18 protein-coding genes and 3 tRNA genes are annotated in these 22193 nt (G+C 72.5%); 16 read left to right on the forward strand and 5 right to left on the reverse strand.

Features of this window, described 5'->3' with window-relative positions:
- The first annotated feature begins 199 nt into the window (after window positions 1-199).
- The 4 genes from serS (at window position 200) to ABZ493_RS20260 (ending at window position 4002) form a co-directional block, all read left to right on the forward strand.
- Window positions 200-1471 (forward strand): serine--tRNA ligase, encoded by a 1272-nt coding sequence (serS, locus tag ABZ493_RS20245; RefSeq protein WP_430583924.1) that lies wholly within the window; start codon window positions 200-202, stop codon window positions 1469-1471.
- The gene (locus ABZ493_RS20250) at window positions 1468-2295 is read left to right on the forward strand and encodes an HAD family hydrolase (RefSeq protein ID WP_430583925.1); all 828 of its coding nucleotides are present in this window, start codon (window positions 1468-1470) and stop codon (window positions 2293-2295) included. The genes serS and ABZ493_RS20250 overlap by 4 nt, the downstream gene beginning before the upstream one ends.
- A 109-nt stretch (window positions 2296-2404) precedes the next feature.
- The gene (locus tag ABZ493_RS20255) at window positions 2405-2992 is read left to right on the forward strand and encodes a hypothetical protein (protein ID WP_430583926.1); all 588 of its coding nucleotides are present in this window, start codon (window positions 2405-2407) and stop codon (window positions 2990-2992) included.
- The gene (locus ABZ493_RS20260; RefSeq protein ID WP_430583927.1) at window positions 2986-4002 is read left to right on the forward strand and encodes a hypothetical protein; all 1017 of its coding nucleotides are present in this window, start codon (window positions 2986-2988) and stop codon (window positions 4000-4002) included. The genes ABZ493_RS20255 and ABZ493_RS20260 overlap by 7 nt, the downstream gene beginning before the upstream one ends.
- An 18-nt stretch (window positions 4003-4020) precedes the next feature.
- Here the strand turns inward: ABZ493_RS20260 and map are convergent, their stop codons facing one another.
- A complete protein-coding gene (map, locus tag ABZ493_RS20265; RefSeq protein WP_430583928.1) occupies window positions 4021-4803 on the reverse strand; it encodes a type I methionyl aminopeptidase in 783 nt (260 codons plus the stop codon).
- Between the two features lie 222 nt (window positions 4804-5025).
- Between map and ABZ493_RS20270 the strand changes: the two genes are divergently transcribed.
- The 3 genes from ABZ493_RS20270 (at window position 5026) to ABZ493_RS20280 (ending at window position 8493) form a co-directional block, all read left to right on the forward strand.
- Window positions 5026-6426, forward strand: a complete 1401-nt coding sequence (locus ABZ493_RS20270) for an ABC transporter substrate-binding protein (RefSeq protein ID WP_430583929.1) — start codon at window positions 5026-5028, stop codon at window positions 6424-6426.
- 133 nt (window positions 6427-6559) lie between these two features.
- Window positions 6560-7549, forward strand: coding sequence for a sugar ABC transporter permease (locus ABZ493_RS20275; protein WP_430583930.1), 990 nt, complete (start codon window positions 6560-6562; stop codon window positions 7547-7549).
- On the forward strand, window positions 7546-8493 hold the full coding sequence (locus ABZ493_RS20280; RefSeq protein WP_430583931.1) for a carbohydrate ABC transporter permease: 948 nt from the start codon (window positions 7546-7548) through the stop codon (window positions 8491-8493). Before ABZ493_RS20275 ends, ABZ493_RS20280 begins: the two co-directional genes overlap by 4 nt.
- A 68-nt stretch (window positions 8494-8561) precedes the next feature.
- Here the strand turns inward: ABZ493_RS20280 and ABZ493_RS20285 are convergent, their stop codons facing one another.
- On the reverse strand, window positions 8562-9014 hold the full coding sequence (locus ABZ493_RS20285; protein ID WP_430583932.1) for a DUF805 domain-containing protein: 453 nt from the start codon (window positions 9012-9014) through the stop codon (window positions 8562-8564).
- A 195-nt stretch (window positions 9015-9209) separates the two neighbouring features.
- Between ABZ493_RS20285 and ABZ493_RS20290 the strand changes: the two genes are divergently transcribed.
- Window positions 9210-10040, forward strand: a complete 831-nt coding sequence (locus ABZ493_RS20290; protein ID WP_430583938.1) for an EamA family transporter — start codon at window positions 9210-9212, stop codon at window positions 10038-10040.
- 22 nt (window positions 10041-10062) lie between these two features.
- Here the strand turns inward: ABZ493_RS20290 and ABZ493_RS20295 are convergent, their stop codons facing one another.
- Both ABZ493_RS20295 and ABZ493_RS20300 read right to left on the reverse strand, forming a co-directional pair.
- On the reverse strand, window positions 10063-10653 hold the full coding sequence (locus ABZ493_RS20295; RefSeq protein WP_430583933.1) for a bacterial proteasome activator family protein: 591 nt from the start codon (window positions 10651-10653) through the stop codon (window positions 10063-10065).
- A gap of 56 nt (window positions 10654-10709) precedes the next feature.
- Window positions 10710-11687, reverse strand: coding sequence for an NAD(P)H-quinone oxidoreductase (locus tag ABZ493_RS20300; RefSeq protein WP_430583934.1), 978 nt, complete (start codon window positions 11685-11687; stop codon window positions 10710-10712).
- Between the two features lie 180 nt (window positions 11688-11867).
- On the opposite strand from ABZ493_RS20300, the gene ABZ493_RS20305 reads away from it, so the two are divergent.
- The 5 genes from ABZ493_RS20305 (at window position 11868) to ABZ493_RS20325 (ending at window position 17651) form a co-directional block, all read left to right on the forward strand.
- Window positions 11868-15611, forward strand: coding sequence for an ATP-binding protein (locus ABZ493_RS20305; RefSeq protein ID WP_430583935.1), 3744 nt, complete (start codon window positions 11868-11870; stop codon window positions 15609-15611).
- Between the two features lie 33 nt (window positions 15612-15644).
- Complete coding sequence (locus tag ABZ493_RS20310; RefSeq protein ID WP_079573344.1) at window positions 15645-16094, forward strand: roadblock/LC7 domain-containing protein; 450 nt, start codon at window positions 15645-15647, stop codon at window positions 16092-16094.
- A 10-nt stretch (window positions 16095-16104) separates the two neighbouring features.
- A complete protein-coding gene (locus ABZ493_RS20315; protein ID WP_429730019.1) occupies window positions 16105-16521 on the forward strand; it encodes a DUF742 domain-containing protein in 417 nt (138 codons plus the stop codon).
- Between the two features lie 376 nt (window positions 16522-16897).
- The gene (locus ABZ493_RS20320; RefSeq protein ID WP_429731380.1) at window positions 16898-17452 is read left to right on the forward strand and encodes a GTP-binding protein; all 555 of its coding nucleotides are present in this window, start codon (window positions 16898-16900) and stop codon (window positions 17450-17452) included.
- A gap of 114 nt (window positions 17453-17566) precedes the next feature.
- Window positions 17567-17651, forward strand: a tRNA-Ser gene (locus ABZ493_RS20325).
- Window positions 17652-17705: 54 nt separating this feature from the next.
- Here ABZ493_RS20325 and ABZ493_RS20330 read toward each other — a convergent pair.
- The gene (locus ABZ493_RS20330; RefSeq protein WP_430583936.1) at window positions 17706-19544 is read right to left on the reverse strand and encodes a GMC family oxidoreductase; all 1839 of its coding nucleotides are present in this window, start codon (window positions 19542-19544) and stop codon (window positions 17706-17708) included.
- Window positions 19545-19656: 112 nt separating this feature from the next.
- Between ABZ493_RS20330 and ABZ493_RS20335 the strand changes: the two genes are divergently transcribed.
- From ABZ493_RS20335 to putP, 3 genes are all read left to right on the forward strand, one after another.
- A tRNA-Ser gene (locus ABZ493_RS20335) sits at window positions 19657-19748 on the forward strand.
- 155 nt (window positions 19749-19903) lie between these two features.
- A tRNA-Arg gene (locus tag ABZ493_RS20340) sits at window positions 19904-19976 on the forward strand.
- Window positions 19977-20184: 208 nt separating this feature from the next.
- Window positions 20185-21696, forward strand: coding sequence for a sodium/proline symporter PutP (gene putP, locus ABZ493_RS20345; protein ID WP_430583937.1), 1512 nt, complete (start codon window positions 20185-20187; stop codon window positions 21694-21696).
- Window positions 21697-22193: the final 497 nt, after the last annotated feature.

Raw genomic sequence — 22193 nt, forward strand, 5'->3', positions numbered from 1 at the left:
AGACCCTCGGCTGGGCAACCCCCGCCGAGAAACTCGCCGAGCTACTCTCGACCACCTGACCAACCCGGTGTTGCGATGACCGGTTGAGACCGCCTGCGAGGGGCGACGAGGTAGTTCAGGACGGCGCGAGGTAGTTACTGGCGGGAGCCGAGCCGATATCCGTGGGGCTGCGCGCGGCCCGGCCGTTAGGCTTGCGCGCGTGATCGACCTCCGACTGCTGCGCGACAACCCCGACGTCGTCCGTGCGAGCCAGCTGGCCCGCGGCGACGACCCCGCCCACGTGGACGCGGCGCTCGACGCCGACGCGCGCCGTCGCTCCTCCCTCACGGAGTTCGAGTCGCTGCGCGCGGAGCAGAAGGCGCTCGGCAAGCAGGTCGCGAAGGCCCAGGGCGACGAGAAGGCCGAGCTGCTGACCCGTACCAAGCACCTCGCGGAGCAGGTGAAGGCGCGACAGGCGGAGGCGTCGGACGCCGAGAAGCAGCTCGACGAGCTCCTGTACGGCATCGCGAACGTCGTCGAGGGCGCGCCTCCCGGGGGCGAGGACGACTACGTCGTCGTCAAGGAGGTCGGCACGCCGCGCGACTTCGCGGCCGAGGGGTTCGCGCCCCGCGACCACCTGGAGCTCGGCGAGGGCCTGGCCGCGATCGACACGGCGCGCGGCGCCAAGGTGTCGGGCTCGCGGTTCTACTTCCTCACCGGCATCGGGGCGCGCCTTGAGCTGGCCCTGCTGAACGCGGCGGTCGACCAGGCGGTGAGCGCGGGCTTCACGCCGATGATCACGCCCACGCTGGTCAAGCCGGACACCATGCGCGGCACCGGCTTCCTCGGCAGCCACGCCGACGAGGTGTACCACCTGGAGAAGGACGACCTGTACCTGGTCGGCACCAGCGAGGTGGCGCTCGCGGGCTACCACGCGGACGAGATCATCGACCTGTCGGCGGGCCCGAAGCGGTACGCGGGCTGGAGCGCCTGCTACCGCCGCGAGGCCGGCGCCGCGGGCCGCGACACCCGCGGCATCATCCGCGTGCACCAGTTCCACAAGGTCGAGATGTTCAGCTACTGCGACCCGGAGGACGCCGCCGCCGAGCACCAGCGCCTGCTGGCCTGGGAGGAGGCGATGCTGGCCAAGGTCGAGCTGCCCTACCGCGTCATCGACACGGCCGCGGGCGACCTCGGCACGTCCGCCGCGCGCAAGTTCGACTGCGAGGCCTGGCTGCCCACCCAGGAGCGCTTCCTCGAGCTCACGTCGACGTCGAACTGCACCACGTTCCAGGCCCGTCGCCTGGGCGTGCGCGAACGCACCGTCGACGGCACCACGCGCCCCGTCGCGACGCTGAACGGCACGCTGGGCACCACGCGCTGGATCGTCGCCATCCTCGAGAACCACCAGCAGGCCGACGGCTCGGTCCGCGTGCCCGAGGGGCTGCGGCCCTACCTGGGCGGCCTCGAGGTGCTCGAGCCGGTCGCGTGAGCGCCGCCCCCGCCGGGTCCGCCGCGGTCGCGCCGCGTCTCGTCGCCCTGGACATCGACGGCACGCTGCTCGGGTACGACGGCGGGCTCTCGCCCGCGGTGCGCGACGCCGTCGCGCAGGTCCAGGCGGCGGGCCACCACGTCGTGCTCTCCTCGGGGAGGTCGCTCATCGCGATGACGCCGGTGGCGGAGCTGCTCGGCATCACGACCGGCTGGATGGTGTGCTCGAACGGCGCGGTGACGGTGCGCCTCGACGCGAGCCTCCCCCACGGCTGGGAGCTCGACGAGGTGCGGACCTTCGACCCGGGGCCCGCGTTGCGCCTGCTGCGCGAGGAGCTGCCCGACGCGCGCTACGCGGTCGAGGACATCGGCATCGGCTTCCGGATGAACGCGCTGTTCCCCGACGGCGAGCTCGACGGCGTGCACGAGGTCGTCGACTTCGAGCAGCTGTGGGCGCGCGAGGTGACGCGCGTCGTGATCCGCAGCCCCGAGCGGACCCCGGAGGAGTTCAGCGAGATGGCCGCCCGCATCGGCCTGGGGGACGTCACCTACGCCGTCGGCTGGACGGCCTGGATGGACGTCGCGCCGAAGGGCGTCACCAAGGCGTCCGGCCTGGAGCGGCTGCGCGAGCGCCTCGGCGTCGACCCCGAGGACACCGTGGCCGTCGGCGACGGGCGCAACGACGTCGACATGCTGCGCTGGGCCGGCCGCGGTGTCGCGATGGGGCACGCGGACGACGTGGTGCGCGGGGCGGCCGACGAGGTCACCGGGACCGTGGACGAGGACGGGGTCGTGCCCGTGCTGCTCTCGATCACCGCCGCCTGAACCGGTCGGGGCCACGGGCGGGGCCTTGCCACGAGACCCGGCCGGCGCCGCACGGCGGGTTGTGTACCCTGTCGCGCGACGCCCGCACGCCCGAGGAAAGGCCCTCGCCATGCGTACGACCCTCCGACGCCCCGTCGTCATGGGCGTGCTCGCCGCGCTCACGACGCTCACGGTGGCGGCGTGCTCGGCACCGGAGGACGACGTGCCGGCCGCGGCGCCCGTCGTCGCGGCCTCGCCGTCCCCGTCCCTCGATGCCGCCGAGCAGCTCGAGGCGGAGAACGTCGCGGCGGCGGAGGAGACGGTGAAGAACTACTACCACGACGTCGCAGAGCAAGGCCGTGCGGGGTACTCCGACTGGGAGTTCGTCCTGGTGCCGTACTGGAGTGGCGAGGTGCTCGCCGACCAGTCGGAGCGGTACGCGCGCCACCACGCGAACGGCCGCACGACGAGAGGTCAGACGGAGGTCGTGTCGATGAAGGTGCTCGACTACACGCCGTCCCCGGGGGGAGCGTTCGACACGGTCCGCCTCGAGGTGTGCACCGACGTCAGCGCGCTCCGTGCGTTCGAGGACGGCGAGGAGCTCGAGCGCCCGGCGGACGCGAACCTGCGGTTCGTCACGGATCTTCTCCTCCGGAACCAGAACGGCGAGCGGTGGACCATCCACGAGCGCACAGCAACCGGGGAGCGGGCATGTTGAGGTCGGTGGCGCGGAGCCTGGTCGTCGTGGCCTTGGTCGTCGCGGGGCTCGTCGGCCCGGGGGGCGCGAGCGCGCTCGCGGCGTGCCCCGGGGACGGGGGACCTGTCGTCGGCGACGAAGGCGATTTCGAGTACGGGGAGGAGACCTGCCCCGAGGATGACGACGATCCCACCACGCCGTCGACGCCCGGAGGCGGCGGTGGCGGAGAGGTCCGGTGCTACTGGGTCGACCGCGAGGTGTCGTGCACGTCGGAGCACGGGCTCGGCGTGTGGAACGGCGAGTGCTATGTCCAGGTGATCGAGTCGGAGCCGACGGAGGGGTCGGACTACTACTTCCTCTGGGACGGGCGCGACGAGGGCTACATCGTCCTGTGCACGCCGTGGCCCTGCGAGGCGTACGAGGGCACCCCGGAGGCCTTCCCGGGCTACGGCTGCGGCGCGGAGTACTCCTGGCAGCAGGATGCGCCGCAGGTCGTCGGAGAGGTGGGCCCTTCGCCCCTTGAGCTGGCCGAGCGTGCCGTGGCGCGGATGAACCTGGACATGGGCGAGATCGGGTCGACCCCGCCGTCGACCGAGGTGGACGGGGCGTCGGTCGGGATCGTGGGGATGCCGGTGTGGCTGTGGGTGTCGAACCCCGCGGAGAACACGACCGGCCCGATCACCCGGTCGGAGACGGACGGCGGGCTGACGGTGTCGGCCACGGGCACGCTGGACCGGACGGAGTGGACGCTCGCCGTGGACGGCGAGGTGTACGCGTCGACGACGTGCCGCGGCGCGGACGCACCCGGCACCGCGTGGTCGGAGGCGGCGACGGGTCGCGGGGCGCAGCCGTCGCCGACGTGCGGGTTCCCGGGTCAGGAGAACCGTCGCGCGGGGACGATCACGGTGGCGGGCACGGCGTACTGGTCCGTGGAATGGGCCGGCGGTGGTCAGTCCGGCACGATCGACGTGCCGGGTCAGGAGGGTGCAGCGACGTTGTCGATCGGCGAGGCGCAGGTCCTGGTGCAGTGAGCCGCCCTGCCGCGCAGGTCAGTCCCGAGCGGTGAGGACGACCGGCCCGTAGGCGGTGACGGCGATGGTGTGCTCGCTGTGCGCACCGCGCGAGCCGTCGGCGGAGCGCAGGGTCCAGCCGTCGGGGTCGGTGAAGATCTCGTCGGTGGTCTCGAGGAACCACGGCTCGATGGCGATGACGAGCCCCGGCTTGAGCGGGAAGCCGCGGCCGGCGCGCCCGTCGTTCGGCACGTGCGGGTCGCCGTGCATCGTCCGCCCGACGCCGTGGCCGCCGAAGTCGGTGTTGATCTCGTAGCCGGCGCCGCGCGCGACCTTCGCGATCGCGGCGGAGATGTCGCCGATCTTGTTGCCGGCGACGGCGGCGGCGATGCCCGCCTCGAGCGCCACCTCGGTGGTCTCGATGAGCTTCGCGTCGGCCGCGGCACGCTGCGGCGAGGCGGAGGTGCCGACGACGAACGAGACGGCCGAGTCGGAGACCCAGCCGTCCACCGACGCGGCGAAGTCGATGCTGAGCAGGTCGCCGTCGCGCAGCGCGTAGTCGTGCGGCAGGCCGTGCAGCACGGCGTCGTTCACGGACGTGCAGATCACCTTGCCGAACGGCATGGCGCCGAACGACGGGTGGTAGTCGATGTAGCAGGACGCGGCGCCGCGGTCCTTGATCATCCGGTGCGCGACGGCGTCGAGCTCGAGCAGGTTCACCCCGACGGCGGCGGCGTCGCGGACGGCCGTGAGCACCTCGGCCACGAAGCGTCCCGCGGGGCGCATCTGGTCGATCTCACGCGGGCTCCTCAGCTCGATCATGGCGGTCCTCTCGAAATGGCTCGTGGCGGGGTCCAGGTCCCAGGGTGTCACGAATCGTCACCGAGTCGTGACCGTGAAACGCGTTGCAGGAACTTGCACCCGCAGGTCAGGGTGCGATGGACTGCGGGGGGAGGCAGTATCCCGGTCAGGGGGACCTGGGATCACGGGTCGCCGACCGGCAGGCCACTTCCAAGGACCACGACGCAGTGGAGGAGCTCGGCAATGACCACACGAACGACGACGGCGCGGCGACGCGCACTGGCGCTGGCGGCCGGCGGAGCGGGCCTCGCGCTCGTGCTGGCGGCGTGCAGCGACCCCGACGGCGAGGGTGGTGCCGGCGAGGAGTCCGGCGGCTCCGGCGCCTCCGCGGCCAGCATCGACTGCGCCGCCTACGACGAGTTCGGCGACCTCGACGGGAAGACGGTGAGCGTCTACACGTCGATCGTCGAGCCCGAGCAGACGTCGCAGGAGGACTCCTACGACGCCTTCGAGGAGTGCACCGGCGTCACGGTCGAGTACGAGGGCTCGCGCGAGTTCGAGGCGCAGCTCCAGGTGCGGATCAACGCGGGCAACACCCCCGACATCGCCTACCTGCCGCAGCCCGGCCTGCTCAACACGATCGTCCAGGACCACCCGGACGCCATCAAGCCGGCGCCCGAGGCGACCGCGAAGAACGTGGACGAGTTCTTCAGCGAGACGTGGAAGGGCTACGGCTCCGTCGACGGGACGTTCTACGCCGCGCCGCTCGGGGCGAACGCGAAGTCCTACGTCTGGTACTCGCCGTCGGCGTTCGCCGACGCCGGCTACGAGATCCCCGAGACCTGGACCGAGCTGATGGACCTCACCGCGAAGATCCAGGCCGACTCCGGGGCCCCGGTGTGGTGCGCCGGCGTGGAGTCCGGGAGCGCCTCGGGGTGGCCGGGCACCGACTGGATCGAGGACATGGTGCTCCGCACCGCGGGCACCGACGCGTACGAGCAGTGGTACACCCACGAGAAGCCGTTCAACGACCCGCAGTACGTCGAGGCCTGGGACACGGCCGGCGAGATCCTCAAGAACCCGGACTACGTCAACGCGGGCCTGGGCGGCGTGGACTCCATCGCCACGCAGTCCTGGACCGACGCGGGCGTCGGGGTCCTCGACGGCACCTGCTGGATGCACCGGGCCGCGAACTTCTACCAGACCCAGTTCCCGGAGGGCACCGAGGTGGGCGAGGACGGCGACGTCTTCGCGTTCTACCTGCCCACCGACCAGACGGACGTCAAGCCGATGCTGGTGGGCGGCGAGTTCGTCGCGGCCTTCGACGACCGCCCCGAGGTCCAGGCGTTCCAGACGTACCTGGCCAGCGCCGACTGGGCCAACCAGAAGGCGGTGAACACGCCCGACGGCGGGTGGGTCAGCGCGAACAACGGCCTCGACCCGAACAACCTGTCCACGGAGTTCGACAAGGCGGTCGTGGCGCAGCTGAACGACCCCCAGTCGTTCCAGGCGTTCGACGCGTCGGACCTCATGCCCGGTCAGGTCGGCACCGACACCTTCTTCAAGGGCATCGTCAACTGGCTGACCGGTTCGTCCACGCAGGAGGTCGTGGACCAGATCGAGAACGGCTGGCCGAGCAGCTGACCGTTCGGCTGAGCGCGCGGCCGACCGCGCAGCAGCACCCCACGGTCGAGCCTGCCGGGACCAGCACAGGTCTCGGCAGGCTCGTCCGGTGGTCCGATCCGTCAGCTGACCCGACTCCTCGAGGAGGTCGTCGATGACCTGGTTGCTCGAGCCCGACACCACCGCGGAGAAGCTGCTCCTCATGGTGGTGGGCGTCGCCGTGTTCGTCGCGGTGATGGGGCTGATCCTGTTCCTGGTGGACCGGCCGAAGCGCGTCCCCTCGTGGGTGGTCGCGCTCGGCTTCGTCGGGGTCCCCCTGGCGTTCCTCGCCTACGGCCTGCTGCGGCCCGGGCTCATCACGCTGTGGCAGTCGTTCTTCAACCGCAACGGCACCGAGTTCGTGGGCGTGGACAACTACGTCACCGCGTTCACGGAGGGGCAGTTCCAGAAGGTGCTGCTCGTCACCGTGGCGTGGGTGGTGCTGGCGCCGCTGCTCAGCACCCTCATCGGGCTGGGGTACGCCGTGCTGGTCGACCGCACCCGGTTCGAGAAGCTCGCGAAGGCGCTCGTCTTCGTCCCGATGGCGATCTCGATGGTGGGCGCGTCGCTCATCTGGAAGTTCGTGTACGAGTTCCGCCCCGACCAGGCGGGGATCCAGCAGATCGGCCTGGCCAACCAGGTACTCGTGTGGATCGGCCTGCCGCCGCAGCAGTTCCTCATCGGGCAGCCCTGGAACACCTGGTTCCTCATCATGGTGATGATCTGGATCCAGACCGGGTTCGCGATGACGGTGCTCTCGGCGGCGATCAAGGCGATCCCCGACGACATCGTGGAGGCCGCCCGGCTCGACGGGCTCACCGGGATGAGCATGTTCCGGTACATCACCGTGCCGAGCATCCGGCCCGCGCTCGTCGTCGTGCTCACCACCATCGCGATGGGCACGCTCAAGGCCTTCGACATCGTGCGCACCATGACGGCCGGCAACTACGGCACCCAGGTGGTGGCCAACGAGTTCTACTCGCAGGCGTTCCAGCAGGGGAACAAGGGGCTCGCCTCGGCGCTCGCCGTGGTCCTGTTCGTCCTGGTGATCCCGATCATCGCGTACAACGTGCGGCAGATGCGCATGGCGGAGGAGATCCGATGACGACCACGCCCACCCCTGGCCAGGCCGTCACCGGCGCGCTCACCGAGCAGGGCACCCCGCGCACCCCGCACAAGCTGACGCGGCTCGAGAAGCGGGCCATCGCCACGAAGGGCAAGCTCAGCTCCCCGTGGGCCTCGGGCATCGCGATCCTCATCGCGATCCTGTGGACGATCCCGTCGCTCGGGCTGCTCATCACGTCCTTCCGGCCGCAGGAGGACATCCGCAAGAGCGGCTGGTGGACCGTCTTCACGGGCAACGCCTCGTTCACCATGGACAACTACAACGAGGCGCTCTACGGGAACAGCAACGACCTGGCCACGTTCTTCGTGAACTCGTTCGTCATCACGATCCCCGCGGTGCTCATCCCGATCACGCTGTCGCTGCTGGCGGCGTACGCGTTCGCGTGGATCAAGTTCCCGGGCCGGAACTTCCTGTTCGTCGCGGTCTTCTCGCTGCAGGTGGTGCCGCTGCAGGTGGCGCTCGTGCCGCTGCTGTCGGACTACGTGAACTGGGACGTCAACGGCAGCTACTGGACGGTGTGGCTCTCGCACTCGATCTTCGCGCTGCCGCTGGCGATCTTCCTGCTGCACAACTTCATGAAGGACATCCCGGCGTCCCTCGTGGAGGCGGCCCGCGTCGACGGGGCCGGGCACGTGAAGATCTTCTTCCGCGTGCTCTTCCCGCTGCTGGTCCCGGCGATCGCGTCGTTCGGGATCTTCCAGTTCCTGTGGGTGTGGAACGACCTGCTCGTGGGCCTGACGTTCGCCGCCCCCGAGTACCAGCCGCTGACGGTGAAGATCGCCGAGCTGGCCGGGTCGCGTGGCGGCGACTGGTACCTGCTCACCGCGGGCGCTTTCATCGCGATGGTCGTTCCGCTGGTCGTGTTCGTCGCGCTGCAGCGCTACTTCGTGCGCGGCATGCTCGCGGGGGCGGTCAAGGGCTGACGTGCTCGCCGCAGCGACGACGGCGGCCCGGGCACCTCGCCCGGACCGTCGTCGTCGTGCTTGGTGCGTCAGGCCACCGGCGGGGCGACCGGCGCGCCGGAGAGGGTGACGGGAAGGTCCTGACCCTTGGGGTCCGGGCCGAAGCGGTTCGCGCCCACGGTGCCGGCCGTCACGTAGAAGACCAGCATGATGATCGGTCCGGCCAGGGGGATGAAGGTCATGAACCAGAAGAAGCCCGACTTGTCCTGGTCGTGGAGGCGGCGCACCATCACGGCGAGCGTCGGCACGACCAAGGCCAGCCCGGTCAGGCTCATCAGGCCCGAGACGACGTAGAAGGCGCCGCCGTAGGTGCGTGTCGCCGGGTCGAGCGTGGCGTTGCCGGTGATGCCCAGCAGGACGCCCTCCACCAGGTACACGAGCACCAGGAAGAGGTACCAGAGCCAGAACTCGGAGCGGCGCGCGCGGCCCGAGAAGGTGGCGTACTGCGAGAAGACGGACTTGATCGCGTCCGGGAACGACATGACGGCCTCACTGGGTCGATGAAGAGGGGCGGCGTGAGCGTAGGGGGCGCATGCACGGCGCGTCCAGGGGTTGTCCACAAGTCGTCCACATCCGGGACGAGCGGCGCTCGCCGCGCCTTCGGACCGCAGCGTTCGCGCGCATATGCTCCGCAGGTGCCGACCCCTGTCCCCTCCTCGCGCGGAGCGCTGGACCGCGTGCCGGCGCCGGCCCTGTTCCTGGTCTCCGGGATCACCCTGTACGCGGGCGCCGCCGTCGCCGTCGGGCTCTTCGACCAGCTCGGCGCCCCGACGGTGGGCTGGTGGCGCATCGTCCTGGCCGCCGTCGTCCTCCTCGCCTGGCGGCGCCCCTGGCGGCGGCGCTGGACCCGGCGCGACCTCGTCGCCGCCGCGCTGTTCGGCGTCGTCCTCGCGGCGATGAACGTCGTCTTCTACGTGGCGGTGGACCACCTGCCGCTCGGCGTCGCCGTCGCGATCGAGTTCCTCGGCCCCGTGGCCGTCGCCGCCGTCACGGGGCGCGGCTGGCGGGAGCGGGCGGCGATCGTGGTGGCGGCGGCCGGCGTGGTGCTGCTCGCGGGGGTCACCCTGGGGTCGGGGATCCCGCGCGAGGACGCCGTGATCGGGCTGGGCGCCGTCCTCGTGGCGGCGGCCTGCTGGGCCGGCTACATCGTGCTGGGCAAGCGGGTGGCCCACGCCGGGTCCGGCGTGGACGGGCTCGCGATCGGCATGGCGGCTGGAGCCGTCGCGTTCACGCCGTTCTTCGCGTGGTCGACGCCGCAGGTCGTGACGGACCCGCCGCTGCTGCTGTTCCTGCTCGTGGTGGCGGTGTGCTCGTCGGTCGTCCCGTACGTCCTGGACCAGGTGGTGCTGCGTCGGGTCGGCATGGCGACCTTCTCCGTCATGCTCGCGCTCCTGCCCGCGACCGCCGTCCTCGTCGGCGCCGTCGTCCTGCAGCAGGTCCCCACCTGGCCGGAGCTCGCCGGCCTCGCCCTCGTCTCCGGCGCGATCGCCATGACGGCGCGGTCGTGACGGGGCCCCGCGCGCGCCGGCCTCAGAGGTGCTGACCGGGGGAGGGGCGTCGGTCGTCCTGCCCGGGCTGACCGGGCTGCCCCTGGGCCGCCGGCCCTCCCGGGCCGAACGGCGCCGGGTGCGCCCCGGGCGGCAGCGCGCGCCGCATCTGCGAGAGCTGCGCCTGCGCGGCCATCTGCTGCGCCACGAGCGCCGTCTGGATGCCGTGGAAGAGGCCCTCGAGCCAGCCCACCAGCTGGGCCTGCGCCACCCGCAGCTCGGCGTCCGACGGCACGCCCTCGTCCGAGAACGGGAGCGTGATGCGGTGCAGCTCCTCGACGAGGTCGGGGGAGAGGCCCTCCTCCAGCTCGGTGAGGGAGCGCTCGTGGATCTCGGCCAGGCGGCTGCGCGCCGCGTCGTCGAGCGGGGCGTCGCGCACCTCGTCGAGCAGCCGCTTGATCATGCCGCCGATCCGCATGACCTTGGCCGGCTCCTCGATGCGCGACGTCTCGCCGGGTCCGCCCTCCTCGCCGAGGGCCGCGACCCCGTCGGGTTCGGTGGCGTCCCCGTCCGGGGTGACCACGCGCGGGGCGGTGCCGTCGGTGTCGCGAGTGCCGTCGTCGCTCTCGGTCATGACCCCCAGTGTGGCCCACGGGGCCGACAGCAGCCGGTCGGGCGGCCCGGAGGGCGTCAGGGCACCAGCAGCACCTTGCCGAACACCGCCCCGGACTCGAGCAGCTCGTGCGCGGCAGGGGCCTCCGCGAAGGGCACCCGGGCGTGCACGACGGGCCGCACCCGGCCGTCGGCGACCAGGGGCCACACCCGTTCGCACACCGTCGCGACCAGCGCCGCCTTGTCCTCCGCGCTGCGCGGGCGCAGCAGCGTCCCGGTGACCCACGCGTGCTTGGCCATGAGGGCGTTCAGGTCGAGCTCGCCTCGGCGGCCGCGCTGGAGCCCGATGACCACGAGCCGGCCGCCGGGGGCGAGGGCGCGCACGTTGTCGGCGAGCCCTCCGCCCCCGAGCACGTCCAGCACGACGTCGGCCCCGCGCCCGTCGGTCGCGTCGCGCACCGCGGCCACGACGTCCTGCGTGCGGTGGTCGACGCCGACGTCGGCGCCGAGCTCGACGCAGCGGGCCGCGCGGTCCGGCCCGCCGGCGGTGGCGACGACGCGCGCGCCGAGCGCGGCGGCGAGCTGGATCGCGACGCTGCCGACGCCCCCCGAGCCGCCCTGCACGAGGAGGGTCTCGCCGGCGCGCAGGTGCCCGGTGTCCACGAGGTTGGTCCAGGCCGTGCAGACGGCCTCGGGCAGGGCGGCGCCGTCGACGAGATCGACGCCGTCGGGCAGGGGCAGCAGCTGGGTGGCGCGCGCCACGACCTGCTCGGCGTAGCCCCCGCCCTCGAGGAGCGCGACCACCCGGTCGCCGGGCGCCCAGCCGGTCACCCCGGGGCCGAGCGCGCGGACCGTACCCGAGATCTCGAGGCCCGGCCACTCGGGAGCACCCGGCGGCGGCGGGTAGTTTCCTGCGCGTTGTAGCAGGTCAGCGCGGTTGACGCCCGCCGCGGCGACGTCGATCAGAACTTCGCCCGGGCCCGGTTTGTCCAGGTTGACGAGGGATAGGGTGAGTTTCCCTGGACCGCCTGGTGCCGATATCGTGACCGCTCGCACACCGATGGAGCCTACTCGCGTGCCTGGAAGCCCAGCCGGGCGCGGGGGGTGGTGCCGGACGTGATGGCACCCACCTGAGGTTCGGGCGACGAGGTCGCCCGCCTCGACGAACAGTGTTGGAGAGAGGTTCAGATGCTCCGCAGGTTGGGCGTTCGCGGGAAGATTCTTGCGACACTCGCCGTGCCGATCTTCGTCCTGGCGTTGACGGCGGGCTGGATCACCTGGCAGTCGCTGCAGGAGAACCGCAGCGCCGAGCAGACCGCGGCCCTCATGGAGTCGCTGAAGCTGCAGGACGACGCGGGCAGCGCGGTCGCCGCGGAGCGTGCGACGAACATCGCGGCCGAGCTCGGGATCCCGGGCGCCAAGAAGGCGCTCGTCAAGGCGCAGGAGGCGACCGACCGCGCCCTCGACGCCCGCGACGAGGCGCTCGAGCTGCTCGACACCAGCGCGCTGCCGACCAACGTGCAGGACGCGGTGAACCGGACGCTCCGCGACCGCACCGTCATGGACGACCTGCAGCGCAACGTCATCTCGGGCCAGCTCTCGGAGTCGCGGGCGACCGAGCGGTACACCGCGCTGAGCGAGAACGCGCTCGACGTCCCGCGCGCCGTGGCCCAGAGCACCGACGACGCCGGCCTCACGCGCCACACCAACGCCTACGTCTCCCTCGACGAGGCGATGCTCGCCAACACCATGGAACGACCGGTCGCCGGAGCGGCGCTGGCCCTGATCGCGCAGGGCGAGACCCCGCCGTCGGACCTCAACGGCCGCATGGTGAACCTGCTGCAGGACACCGACGGCCTGGTCGGGACCGCGCAGGAGCAGCTCGACCTGATCCCCGGCGAGTTCGAGGTGCCCGACTACGCGGACGACCTCGACCGCGCCCGCCTCCAGCTGCGCTACCTCAACTTCTCCGGCATCGACCCCGAGACCGTGAGCCAGTGGGACGAGCTCTCGCAGGGGTGGGTCGACGCCACCCAGCCGGTCCGGGACGACGTCCGGGACGCCGCGGTCGACTACTCGAAGGACCTCGCCGGCGGCGCCCAGACCGCCGCCCTGCTGACCGGGGCCGCGGCGTTCGGCGTCGTGCTCGTGTCCTTCCTGCTGGCGCTGCTCATCGCGCGCCGCATCGTGCAGCCGCTGGCGCGCCTCACCTCCGCGACGTCGGAGGTCCGCGACCGTCTGCCGCGCATGGTCGAGCAGATGGCCGTGCCCGGCCAGGCGCCGTCGATCGACCTCGTCCAGGTGCCGGTCGAGTCCAGCGACGAGATCGGACGCCTCGCGGCCGCGTTCAACGAGGTGAACGAGACGACCATGGTCGTCGCCCGCGAGCAGGCGGCGCTCCGTGGCTCCATCGCGGAGATGTTCGTCAACGTCGCCCGCCGCGACCAGGTACTGCTCAACCGCCAGCTGTCGTTCCTCGACGAGCTCGAGCGGTCCGAGGAGGACCCGAGCACGCTGTCGAACCTCTTCCGCCTGGACCACCTGGCCACGCGTATGCGTCGTAACGCCGAGTCGCTGCTCGTGCTCGCGGGCATCGACTCGGGCCGCCGCGTGCGCAACCCGATGCCGATCTCCGACGTCGTGCGCACGGCGTCGTCCGAGATCGAGCTCTACGACCGGGTCCGGCTCGACCTGGGCGTCGACCCGCACATGCTCGGGCACAACGCGCTGAGCTCCGCGCACCTGCTCGCGGAGCTGCTGGAGAACGCGACGATGTTCTCCGAGCCGCACACGCCCGTCGAGGTGACGACGTCGCGCGACGAGCGCGGGGTCGTCGTCACGGTGCGCGACCACGGGCTCGGCATGAGCCCCGAGGAGATCGCGGACGCGAACACCAAGGTCTCGAGCCGCGCCGCGTCGGACGCCGTCGGCGCCCAGCGCCTCGGCCTCTTCGTGGTCGGGCGCCTCGCGGACCGTCTCCACGCGCAGGTCCGGTTCCAGGTCGGCGCGTCGGGCGCGGGCACGGAGGTCACGGTCGTCTTCCCGGCGGACCTGTTCCTGCCCGACGACGCGCTCCCGCTGCCGCAGCCGACCGACCCGCTGGAGGTGGCCACGCAGAACCCGGCCGCCGACCTCGGCGGTCAGATCGCGGAGGCGTTCGAGGAGCACACCTCCGCGCCGGCCGCGGCGCCCCTCGAGGTCCCGGAGCCCGCGTCGTCGTTCGCCGCGCCGCCCGTGGTGGAGGCGCTCACGACGCCGACCCCGGCGGTCTCGTCGCCGGTGTCGGCGGCGCTGCCGGTCGAGCCCGAGCCGCCGGCGGCGGTGCCGGTCGACCTGGACGCGCTCACCGACGGCACGACGTCGGTCGGCATGCCCCGCCGGCGCCGTTCCGGCGTGGGATCCGGCGACGCCGTGCCCCGTCCGGACACGGGCCCGATCGTCCTGCCGCCGCTCGCGACGCCCGAGCTGCCGGACCTCGTCGACGAGTCCACGACCGACTCCTGGCGGCCGCCGGCCGAGGTCGAGGCCTCGGCGGCGGCGCTGCCGAGCCGGCACCGCGCGCAGCCCGAGCCCGTCGCCGAGCCGGAGCCCGTCTCGGCGCCCGTTCTCGGTGTCGACCAGCGGGCCGGCCTGTTCTCCAGCTTCCGCTCGATGGGGTCCCTGGACGTCGGCGACGCCGAGAGCACCCTCCAGCTCGACGCGGTGACGGAGGACCCGGCCGCGCTGCCGGACGGGCTCGCGCCGCTGGCCCCCGCGGATCCGGCGCCCGAGGCGCCGGCCACGGTGCAGCCCGTCGCCCCGGTCGCGGCGCAGGACGTCCCCGTCGCGGCGGTGCCGGCCCCGGTGCCTGCCCCCGCGCCGGTCGAGGCGCCCCCGGCCGAGCCGGTCGCCCCGCCCGAGCCGTACCGACCCGCCACCGAGGCGGCGCCGGCCGTGGCGCTGCCCACGCGGGACGTCGCGCCCGCCGCGGCCGTGCCCGCGCCGCCGGTCGCGCCGGCGCCTCCCGTCGTGGAGCCGGTGCGGCACGAGGCCGCGCCGGTCCCGTACGCGGAGCCCGCGACCTCGTCGTTCGACCCGGTCGTGCGCGAGGTCACCGAGCCCGCCGCGGGATCCGCGTCGGCCGCCGTTCCCGGGCCGTCGTTCGACCCGGTGACGCCGCCCGCGGCCTCGAGCCCGTTCGCTCCGACGGACTCGCTGGCGCCCGCGGACACGCCTCGACAGGACGCGCTGCAGCAGCTGCCGCCGTTCGAGGACCTGCTCGCCGACGTGCCGGCCCGTCGCGCCACCCGCGAGACGCCGGCGCAGGGCGGCCGCAAGCGCGGCCTGTTCGGGCGCAAGCCGTCGGCCGACGAGCCGGTGCTCCCCGCGGCCCCGACCGCCGCGCCTTTCCCGCAGGCCGCACCGGAGCCGGCCCGGCCCGACGCACCGGCGTTCGGCGCGGCGCCCGCGTACGAGGCGCCCCGGGCGGACGCCCCGCAGGGAGAGGCGCCCTGGCAGGCCGCGGGCGACGAGCCGGCGGCCTCGGCGGCGACGTCGTACGGCGGCTCGGTGCTGCCGCTGCGCCCGACGGAGCCGGCGGGTTACGACCCGCTGGACCCGCACTTCGTGCCCGACACCGTCGAGGCGCGGTCGGAGTGGATGGCGTCGGCCGTCCTCTACGAGGAGATGTCCACGATGCTGCAGCGCGGCGTCTTCCAGGAAGGGAACGTGACTTCGACGAACGAGCAGACGTACCGCCCGACGACGGTCGCGGGCGAGGCCGGTGGCCTCGCGCGACGCCAGCGGGCGGGGGAGTCGACCGCGTCGACCGAGCGGTTCACGGCCCGTATCGAGCGGGACCCGGAGCAGCTGAGGTCGCGTCTGTCGGCCTTCCAGTCCGCCACGAGCCGCGGCCGGAACGACGCTGGGGCCGTCCGGGCCTCGACGCAGGCCGCCCCCACCGTGAATGATGTCCCTGGATCCGCGCCGCACCAGCGGTGACCTGCGCCTTCGGCGTATCGACGAGGAGGAAGCGTGACCCTCAGTACTGAAGCGACCAACTTCGGGTGGCTTCTCGACAACTTCGTGCGCACCGTCCCGGGCAGCCGCCACACCCTGGTGGTCTCGGCGGACGGTCTGCTCATGGCGATGTCCGACCAGCTCGACCGCACCAGCGGTGACCAGCTCGCGGCGATCGTCTCCGGCATGTCGAGCCTGACGCGCGGGGCGGCGCGTCAGCTGGACGGCGGAAACGTGCGGCAGGCCGTCATCGAGATGGACAACGGCTTCCTCTTCCTGATGAACGTCTCGAACGGGTCGGTCCTCGCGGTGGTCGCCGAGTCGTCGTGCGACATCGGGCTCATCGGCTACGAGATGGCCCTGCTGGTCTCCCGTACCGAGGCCACGCTCACCCCGCAGCTGATCTCCGAGATGCGCGGGAACCTTCCGGTGGACGGCTCGACGCGCTCCGCGCGGGTGGGATGAGGTCGCGATCATGACGCACGCATCGTTCGGTTCTCTGGGTGCGCACTCGGCAGACGGCTACGAGGCCTCGACGGTGCGTCCCTACGCGGTGACCGGTGGCCGCGTCCGATCTGCTCTGTCCGACCTGCCGCTCGAGGCGCTGGTCGAGGTGATGCCCGGTGCCGTCACGAGCGTCGGGCTCACGCCGGAGAAGCGGGCGATCCTGCAGCACGCCGCGCACACCTACGTCTCGATCGCGGAGCTCTCCGCGCTGCTGCGCCTGCCCCTCGGCGTCGTCCGCATCCTGGTCGCGGACATGCAGGAGGAGGGGCACATCACCGTGCACACCTCGACCCCGGTGAACGTCCACACGGGTCACGGCAGTTCCCACTCGGGCCTGTCTCTGAGCGTCTTGGAGAGTGTTCTCAATGGCATTTCCGCCCTCTGACAGCCCGGCGCCCGGGGCCGCCGGGGGCATGTCCCCGGCGTGGGCCCCGGTGTCCCCGGCCTTCGGCGCCGTGAGCGCGCCGGTGGCCGGCGGTGCGCCGGCGGCGGTCGGCGCACCGCAGCGACAGAGCGTGCTCGGCGGCGCCCCGGCGCCCGCGGCGGCGGCCCCGGGCCCGATCACGTCGGTGCCGACCGCGTCGGCGGCGCCCTCCGGTGCCGCGGCTCGCCCCGTGGCGCAGCAGGTGCCCGCGTCCGCGCCGGCGCCCCAGGCGCCGGCCGCCCAGCCGGCAGCGGCGTCGCAGCCCGCCCAGGGTCCGGCCGGCGCGGCTGCACCGCAGGCGGCCGCGGCCCCCGCGCCGCCGACCGGTGCCCCGACGGTGACGAAGATCGTGGTGGCCGGCGGCTTCGCCGTCGGCAAGACGACGTTCATCGGCTCCATCTCGGACGTCGAGCCGCTCAACACCGAGGCCGCGATGACCGAGCACTCGGTGGGGGTCGACGATGCGGGCGGCGTGTCCGACCGCAAGACGAGCACCACCGTGGCGATGGACTTCGGCCGGGTGAACCTTCCGGGCAACCTGTGGCTGTACCTGTTCGGCACCCCGGGCCAGGACCGCTTCCTGTTCATGTGGGACGACCTCATCCGCGGTGCGATCGGCGCCGTCGTGCTGGTCGACACGGACCGCCTGGAGCAGTGCTTCCCGGCGATCGACTACTTCGAGTCGCGGGGCGTGCCGTTCGTCGTGGGCGTCAACTGCTTCGACGGCGTGGCCAAGCACCGGCTCGAGGACGTCCGCGAGGCGCTGCAGATCCCGGCGCACGTGCCGATGCTCTACACGGACGCCCGTTCGCGGGCGGCGACCAAGCAGACGCTCATCGCCCTCGTGCAGCTCGCGATGCGCCAGCTGCGCTCGGGCGGCGGCGCGGCCTGACGGCCGTCGCCGTACGTCGCTCCCGCGGCCCCGGAACGCCTCGGCGTCCGGGGCCGCGGGCGTACGCCGGCCGGTACACTGCTGTGCCGGACGGGCGCCCGGGCGGCCGTCCCGGGAGGGCTGACAGAGCGGCCTAATGTGACGGTCTTGAAAACCGTTGTGCAGCAATGCACCGGGGGTTCGAATCCCTCGCCCTCCGCACGACGACGCCCCGCCGGCCACGCCGGCGGGGCGTCGTGCTGTCCGGGGCTGCTCAGGAGTGCCGGACCTCGACGAGCGGCAGCCGCAGGGCCCCAGGTGCGGCCCCGGGGACGACGGGCCGCCGGGGCGCCGTCGGCGGTACGACGGCGTAGCGGGCGCCGGGCGCGGGGCGGGCGTCGTCCTCCCCGCGATTCGGCCACAGCGCGCACGCCCGCTCGGCCTGGGCGGTGATCGTCAGCGACGGGTTGACGCCGAGGTTCGCGGTGACGGCGGACCCGTCCAGCACGTGCAGGCCCGGGTGGCCGTGCACGCGGTGGTACGGGTCGACGACGCCCGTCTCCGGGGACTCGCCGATGGTGCACCCGCCGAGGATGTGCGCCGTCATCGGCACGTCGAACGGGTCGCCCACGCTCCCGCCCGCCAGGCCGCCCATACGGTCCGCCATGGCGCGCACGGCGTCGTGCGCCGCGGGGATCCACGCGGGGTTGGGCTCGCCGGTGCCCTGCCGCGACGTGAGGCGCCGCCCGAGCGGGCCGCGCGTCGTGAACGTGGTGAGCGAGTTGTCCCGGCTCTGCATCACCAGGGCGATGACGGTGCGCTGCGACCAGCCGCGCAGGTCGTACAGGGAGGGCAGGTGCCGGCGCTGTCGCCACAGCTCGCCGAGCCAGCGCCGCCAGCGCGGCCCCTCGCCGGGCCGGACGCCGTCGACCAGCACGGTCTGCAGCAGCCCCATCGCGTTGGAGCCGCGCCCGTACCGCACGGGCTCGACGTGCGTCTGCGGGTCCGGGTAGAACGACGACGTGATGGCGACGCCCTCGGAGTAGTCGGGGTCCTCGGCCTGCCCGCGCCGCCGGGGGCGCATGGCACCGAGCAGCGCCTCGGAGTTGGTCCGGGTGAGGTGCCCGAGCCGGGCGGACAGGTGGGGCAGGACGCCGTCGTCCCGCATCGCGTGGAGGAGCCGCTGCGTGCCGAGAGTGCCGGCCGCGAGCACGACCTGCCCGGCGCGGAAGGTGCGGCGACCGGCCCGGCGCCGTCCGGTCCGGTGGGTGCGGACCTCGTAGCCGCCGCCCGGCCTCGGCACGACGGCGGTGGCCGTCGTGAGCGGGTGCACCCGGGCGCCGGCGCCCTCTGCGAGGTGCAGATAGTTCTTCACGAGAGTGTTCTTCGCGTTGTGCCGGCACCCGGTCATGCACTCGCCGCAGTGCAGGCACGGGTTGCGCTCCGGGCCGGCGCCCCCGAAGAAGGGGTCGGGGACGGTGGGCCCGGCGGCCCCGCGCGGGCGCTCGTCGCCGTCGGGCCCGAGGTACACGCCCACGCGCACCTTGCGGAAGGTGTGCCCCACGCCGAGGTCGTCCGCGACGTCGCGCATCAGCTCGTCGGCGGGCGTCGTGCGGCGGTAGTCCACGACGCCGAGCATGCGCTCGGCCTGGTCGTAGTACGGCTCCAGCTCGGCCTTCCAGTCGGTGAGGTGCGCCCAGGCGGGGTCGGCCCAGAAGGCGTCGAGCGGCCGGTACAGCGTGTTGGCGTAGACCAGCGAGCCGCCGCCGACGCCCGCACCGGCGAGGACGAGCACGTCCCTCAGCCGGTGGATCCGCTGGATGCCGAAGCAGCCGAGCGCGGGCGCCCACAGGAAGCGGCGCAGGTCCCACGAGGTGCGCGGGAGCTCGTCGTCGTCGAACCGGCGCCCGGCCTCGAGCACTCCCACGCGGTAGCCCTTCTCCGTGAGGCGGAGGGCGGCGACGCTGCCGCCGAAGCCGGAGCCGATCACCACGACGTCGTAGTCGTCGGGGCCGTCGCCGGACGCCGGGGAGGGGGAGGTGCGGGGGGAGGGGGCGGGGTCCGTGCGCTGGTGGGGGCGCTGCGGGTGGTCCTGGTCGTCGTCGTCCAGCATGGCGCAGACCGTAGCGCGGTGCGGCGTGTGGCGGGGACGACGGCGCGCGGCTTTGCTCCGGGGCAGCGTCGGCGGTTACTCTGGGCGCCGCGGTGCTGCTGTGCTGCCGCGAGGAGACGTCGCATAGTCTGGTCTAGTGCGCCACCCTGCTAAGGTGGTAACGGGGCAACCCGTTCGCGGGTTCAAATCCCGCCGTCTCCGCCAGGAAGGCTCCGGCTGCTGAACGCCCGGAGCCTTTTCTGTTGCCCCGGAAGGGGCACGGCCGGTGTCGTGCGTCACGATGCGGCTCCCCGGTTTGGGGAACCGGCTCGAGGGCTGTAATGTTCTCGTCGGTCGGTGCGAGAGCGCCGGCAAGGACTGCGCCCGTAGCTCAACGGATAGAGCATCTGACTACGGATCAGAAGGTTGGGGGTTCGAATCCCTCCGGGCGCACCGAAAGGCACAACGGCTCGATCCTCACCCAGGATCGGGCCGTTGGTCGTTTCGGCGCCATCGAGGTGGCGAGCAGTGGGGTGGCACAGCAGCGAGGTCAGCGCCGACCGCGTCCTGACCTGGCCCCGGGACCGTCGCGCACGAACGCGACGGTCGGCGCGACCAGCGCCAGACGCTGCACCACACGACCGAGAGGGTGATCGATCGCATGAGCGATCAGACCTGGCAGACGATCGCGATCGTCGCGTACCTGCTGGCGATGCTGGGCATCGGGTATGCCGCGTACCGCCGCACGGACGACCTGGACGACTACATGCTCGGCGGGCGCAAGCTCCGCCCGGGCGTGGCCGCGCTGAGCGCCGGCGCCTCCGACATGTCGGGCTGGCTGCTCATGGGCCTGCCGGGGGCGATCTACGCCACCGGGCTCGTCGAGGCGTGGATCGCGATCGGCCTCACCATCGGGGCCTGGCTCAACTGGAAGTTCGTGGCGCCGCGGCTCCGGGCCTACACCGAGGTCGCGAACAACTCGATCACCGTCCCCAGCTTCTTCGACAACCGGTTGCGCGACCCGGCACACCTGCTGCGCATCGCGGCCGGGCTGATCGTGCTCGTGTTCTTCACGTTCTACGTGTCGTCCGGCATGGTTGCGGGCGGGACCTTCTTCGAGAGCTCCTTCGGCCTCGACTACCTCACCGGGCTCCTCGTCGTGGGCGGCGTGACCCTGGCCTACACGCTGTTCGGCGGCTTCCTCGGCGCGACGTGGACCGACGTCGCGCAGGGGCTGCTCATGCTCGCGGCCCTCGTCGCCGTCCCGGTCATCGCGATCGTGGACCTCGGCGGCTGGGGCGCCATGACCGAGGGGATCCGCGCGGCCGACGCCGCCGGCGGTACCCAGCACCTGTCCTTCTTCGCCGGCGCCTCCGCCACCGGGATCATCTCCGCGCTCGCGTGGGGCCTCGGGTACTTCGGGCAGCCGCACATCATCGTGCGCTTCATGGCGATCCGCAGCCCGCAGGACGCGAAGGCCGGACGCCGCATCGGGATCGGCTGGATGGTCCTCACCGCGCTGGGTGCCGTGATGACGGGCCTCGTCGGCGTCGCGTACGCGACGGTGAAGGGACTCGAGGTGGACAACCCCGAGACGATCTTCCTGGTGCTGGCCCAGCTCCTCTTCCACCCGCTGATCGCGGGTCTCGTCCTCGCGGCGGTGCTCGCGGCGATCATGTCGACGATCTCGTCCCAGCTGATCGTGTCGTCGTCCGCGCTCGTCGAGGACCTCGCCAAGATGGCCGGGATCCGGCTGGGCACGCGGGCCGAGGTGATGCTGGGGCGCGCCGGCGTGCTCGTCGTTGCGGTCGTCGCCGCTGTCATCGCGCTGGACCGCACGTCGTCGATCCTCGACCTGGTCGGCTTCGCCTGGGCCGGCTTCGGCTCGGCGTTCGGGCCGGTCGTGATCCTCAGCCTGTACTGGCGTCGCCTCACGCGCTGGGGCGCGCTGTCCGGGATGGTGGCAGGCGCGGTGGTCGCCTTCGCCTGGGGCCGGTCGTCGCTCGCGGACTCGCTCTACGAGATCATCCCCGGCTTCGCCGTCGGCCTGCTCGTCGCCGTCGTGGTCAGCATCCTGACGCCGCGGCCGGACGCCGCGGTGCTCGGTGAGTTCGACGCCGCGCGCCGTCTGGCGCGTGGCGACAGCCCTGAGCCGGAGACCGTGACCGCCTGACGGGCGCCTGTCCGGGGCCTGCGCGCAGGCCGTGGCCGGACGTGGCGCGCGCCACGTCCGGCCACGTTGCACGGAGCGCTCCGCCCGGGTAATGTTCTACGACGTCAGCCCGACGGGCCGACGGACATCGAGGAGACAGCCGAGAGGCTGGGTACCGATGGCCGGGCCGGGACTGAAAACCCACACCTTCAACGGTCGGGATGCTTCGCGCATTCTTCCCGGTGGGATCGGATCGTCTTTTTCGACTCCTTCGATCTTCGGATCAAGGATTTGAAAAAGGGAAAACGGTCTGGTAAGTTTGAGGGGTTGCCCCGGCGGGGTCGGAACTGAGAAAGGTTCTGGGTCTGCGGTGTGCGTCGGTTGTTTGAGAACTCAACAGTGTGTTTGATAGTCAATGCCAATTTATTTGAACCCTTTGTGGTTCCTTTGGATCGGACTGAGCAGTTCAGCTTGGTCTGGCCAGTATCGTTGAATGCTGCGGGCTCTTTTGGGGGTTC

Source organism: Isoptericola sp. NPDC019482 (genome assembly GCF_040632295.1).
Taxonomy (GTDB): domain Bacteria; phylum Actinomycetota; class Actinomycetes; order Actinomycetales; family Cellulomonadaceae; genus Isoptericola.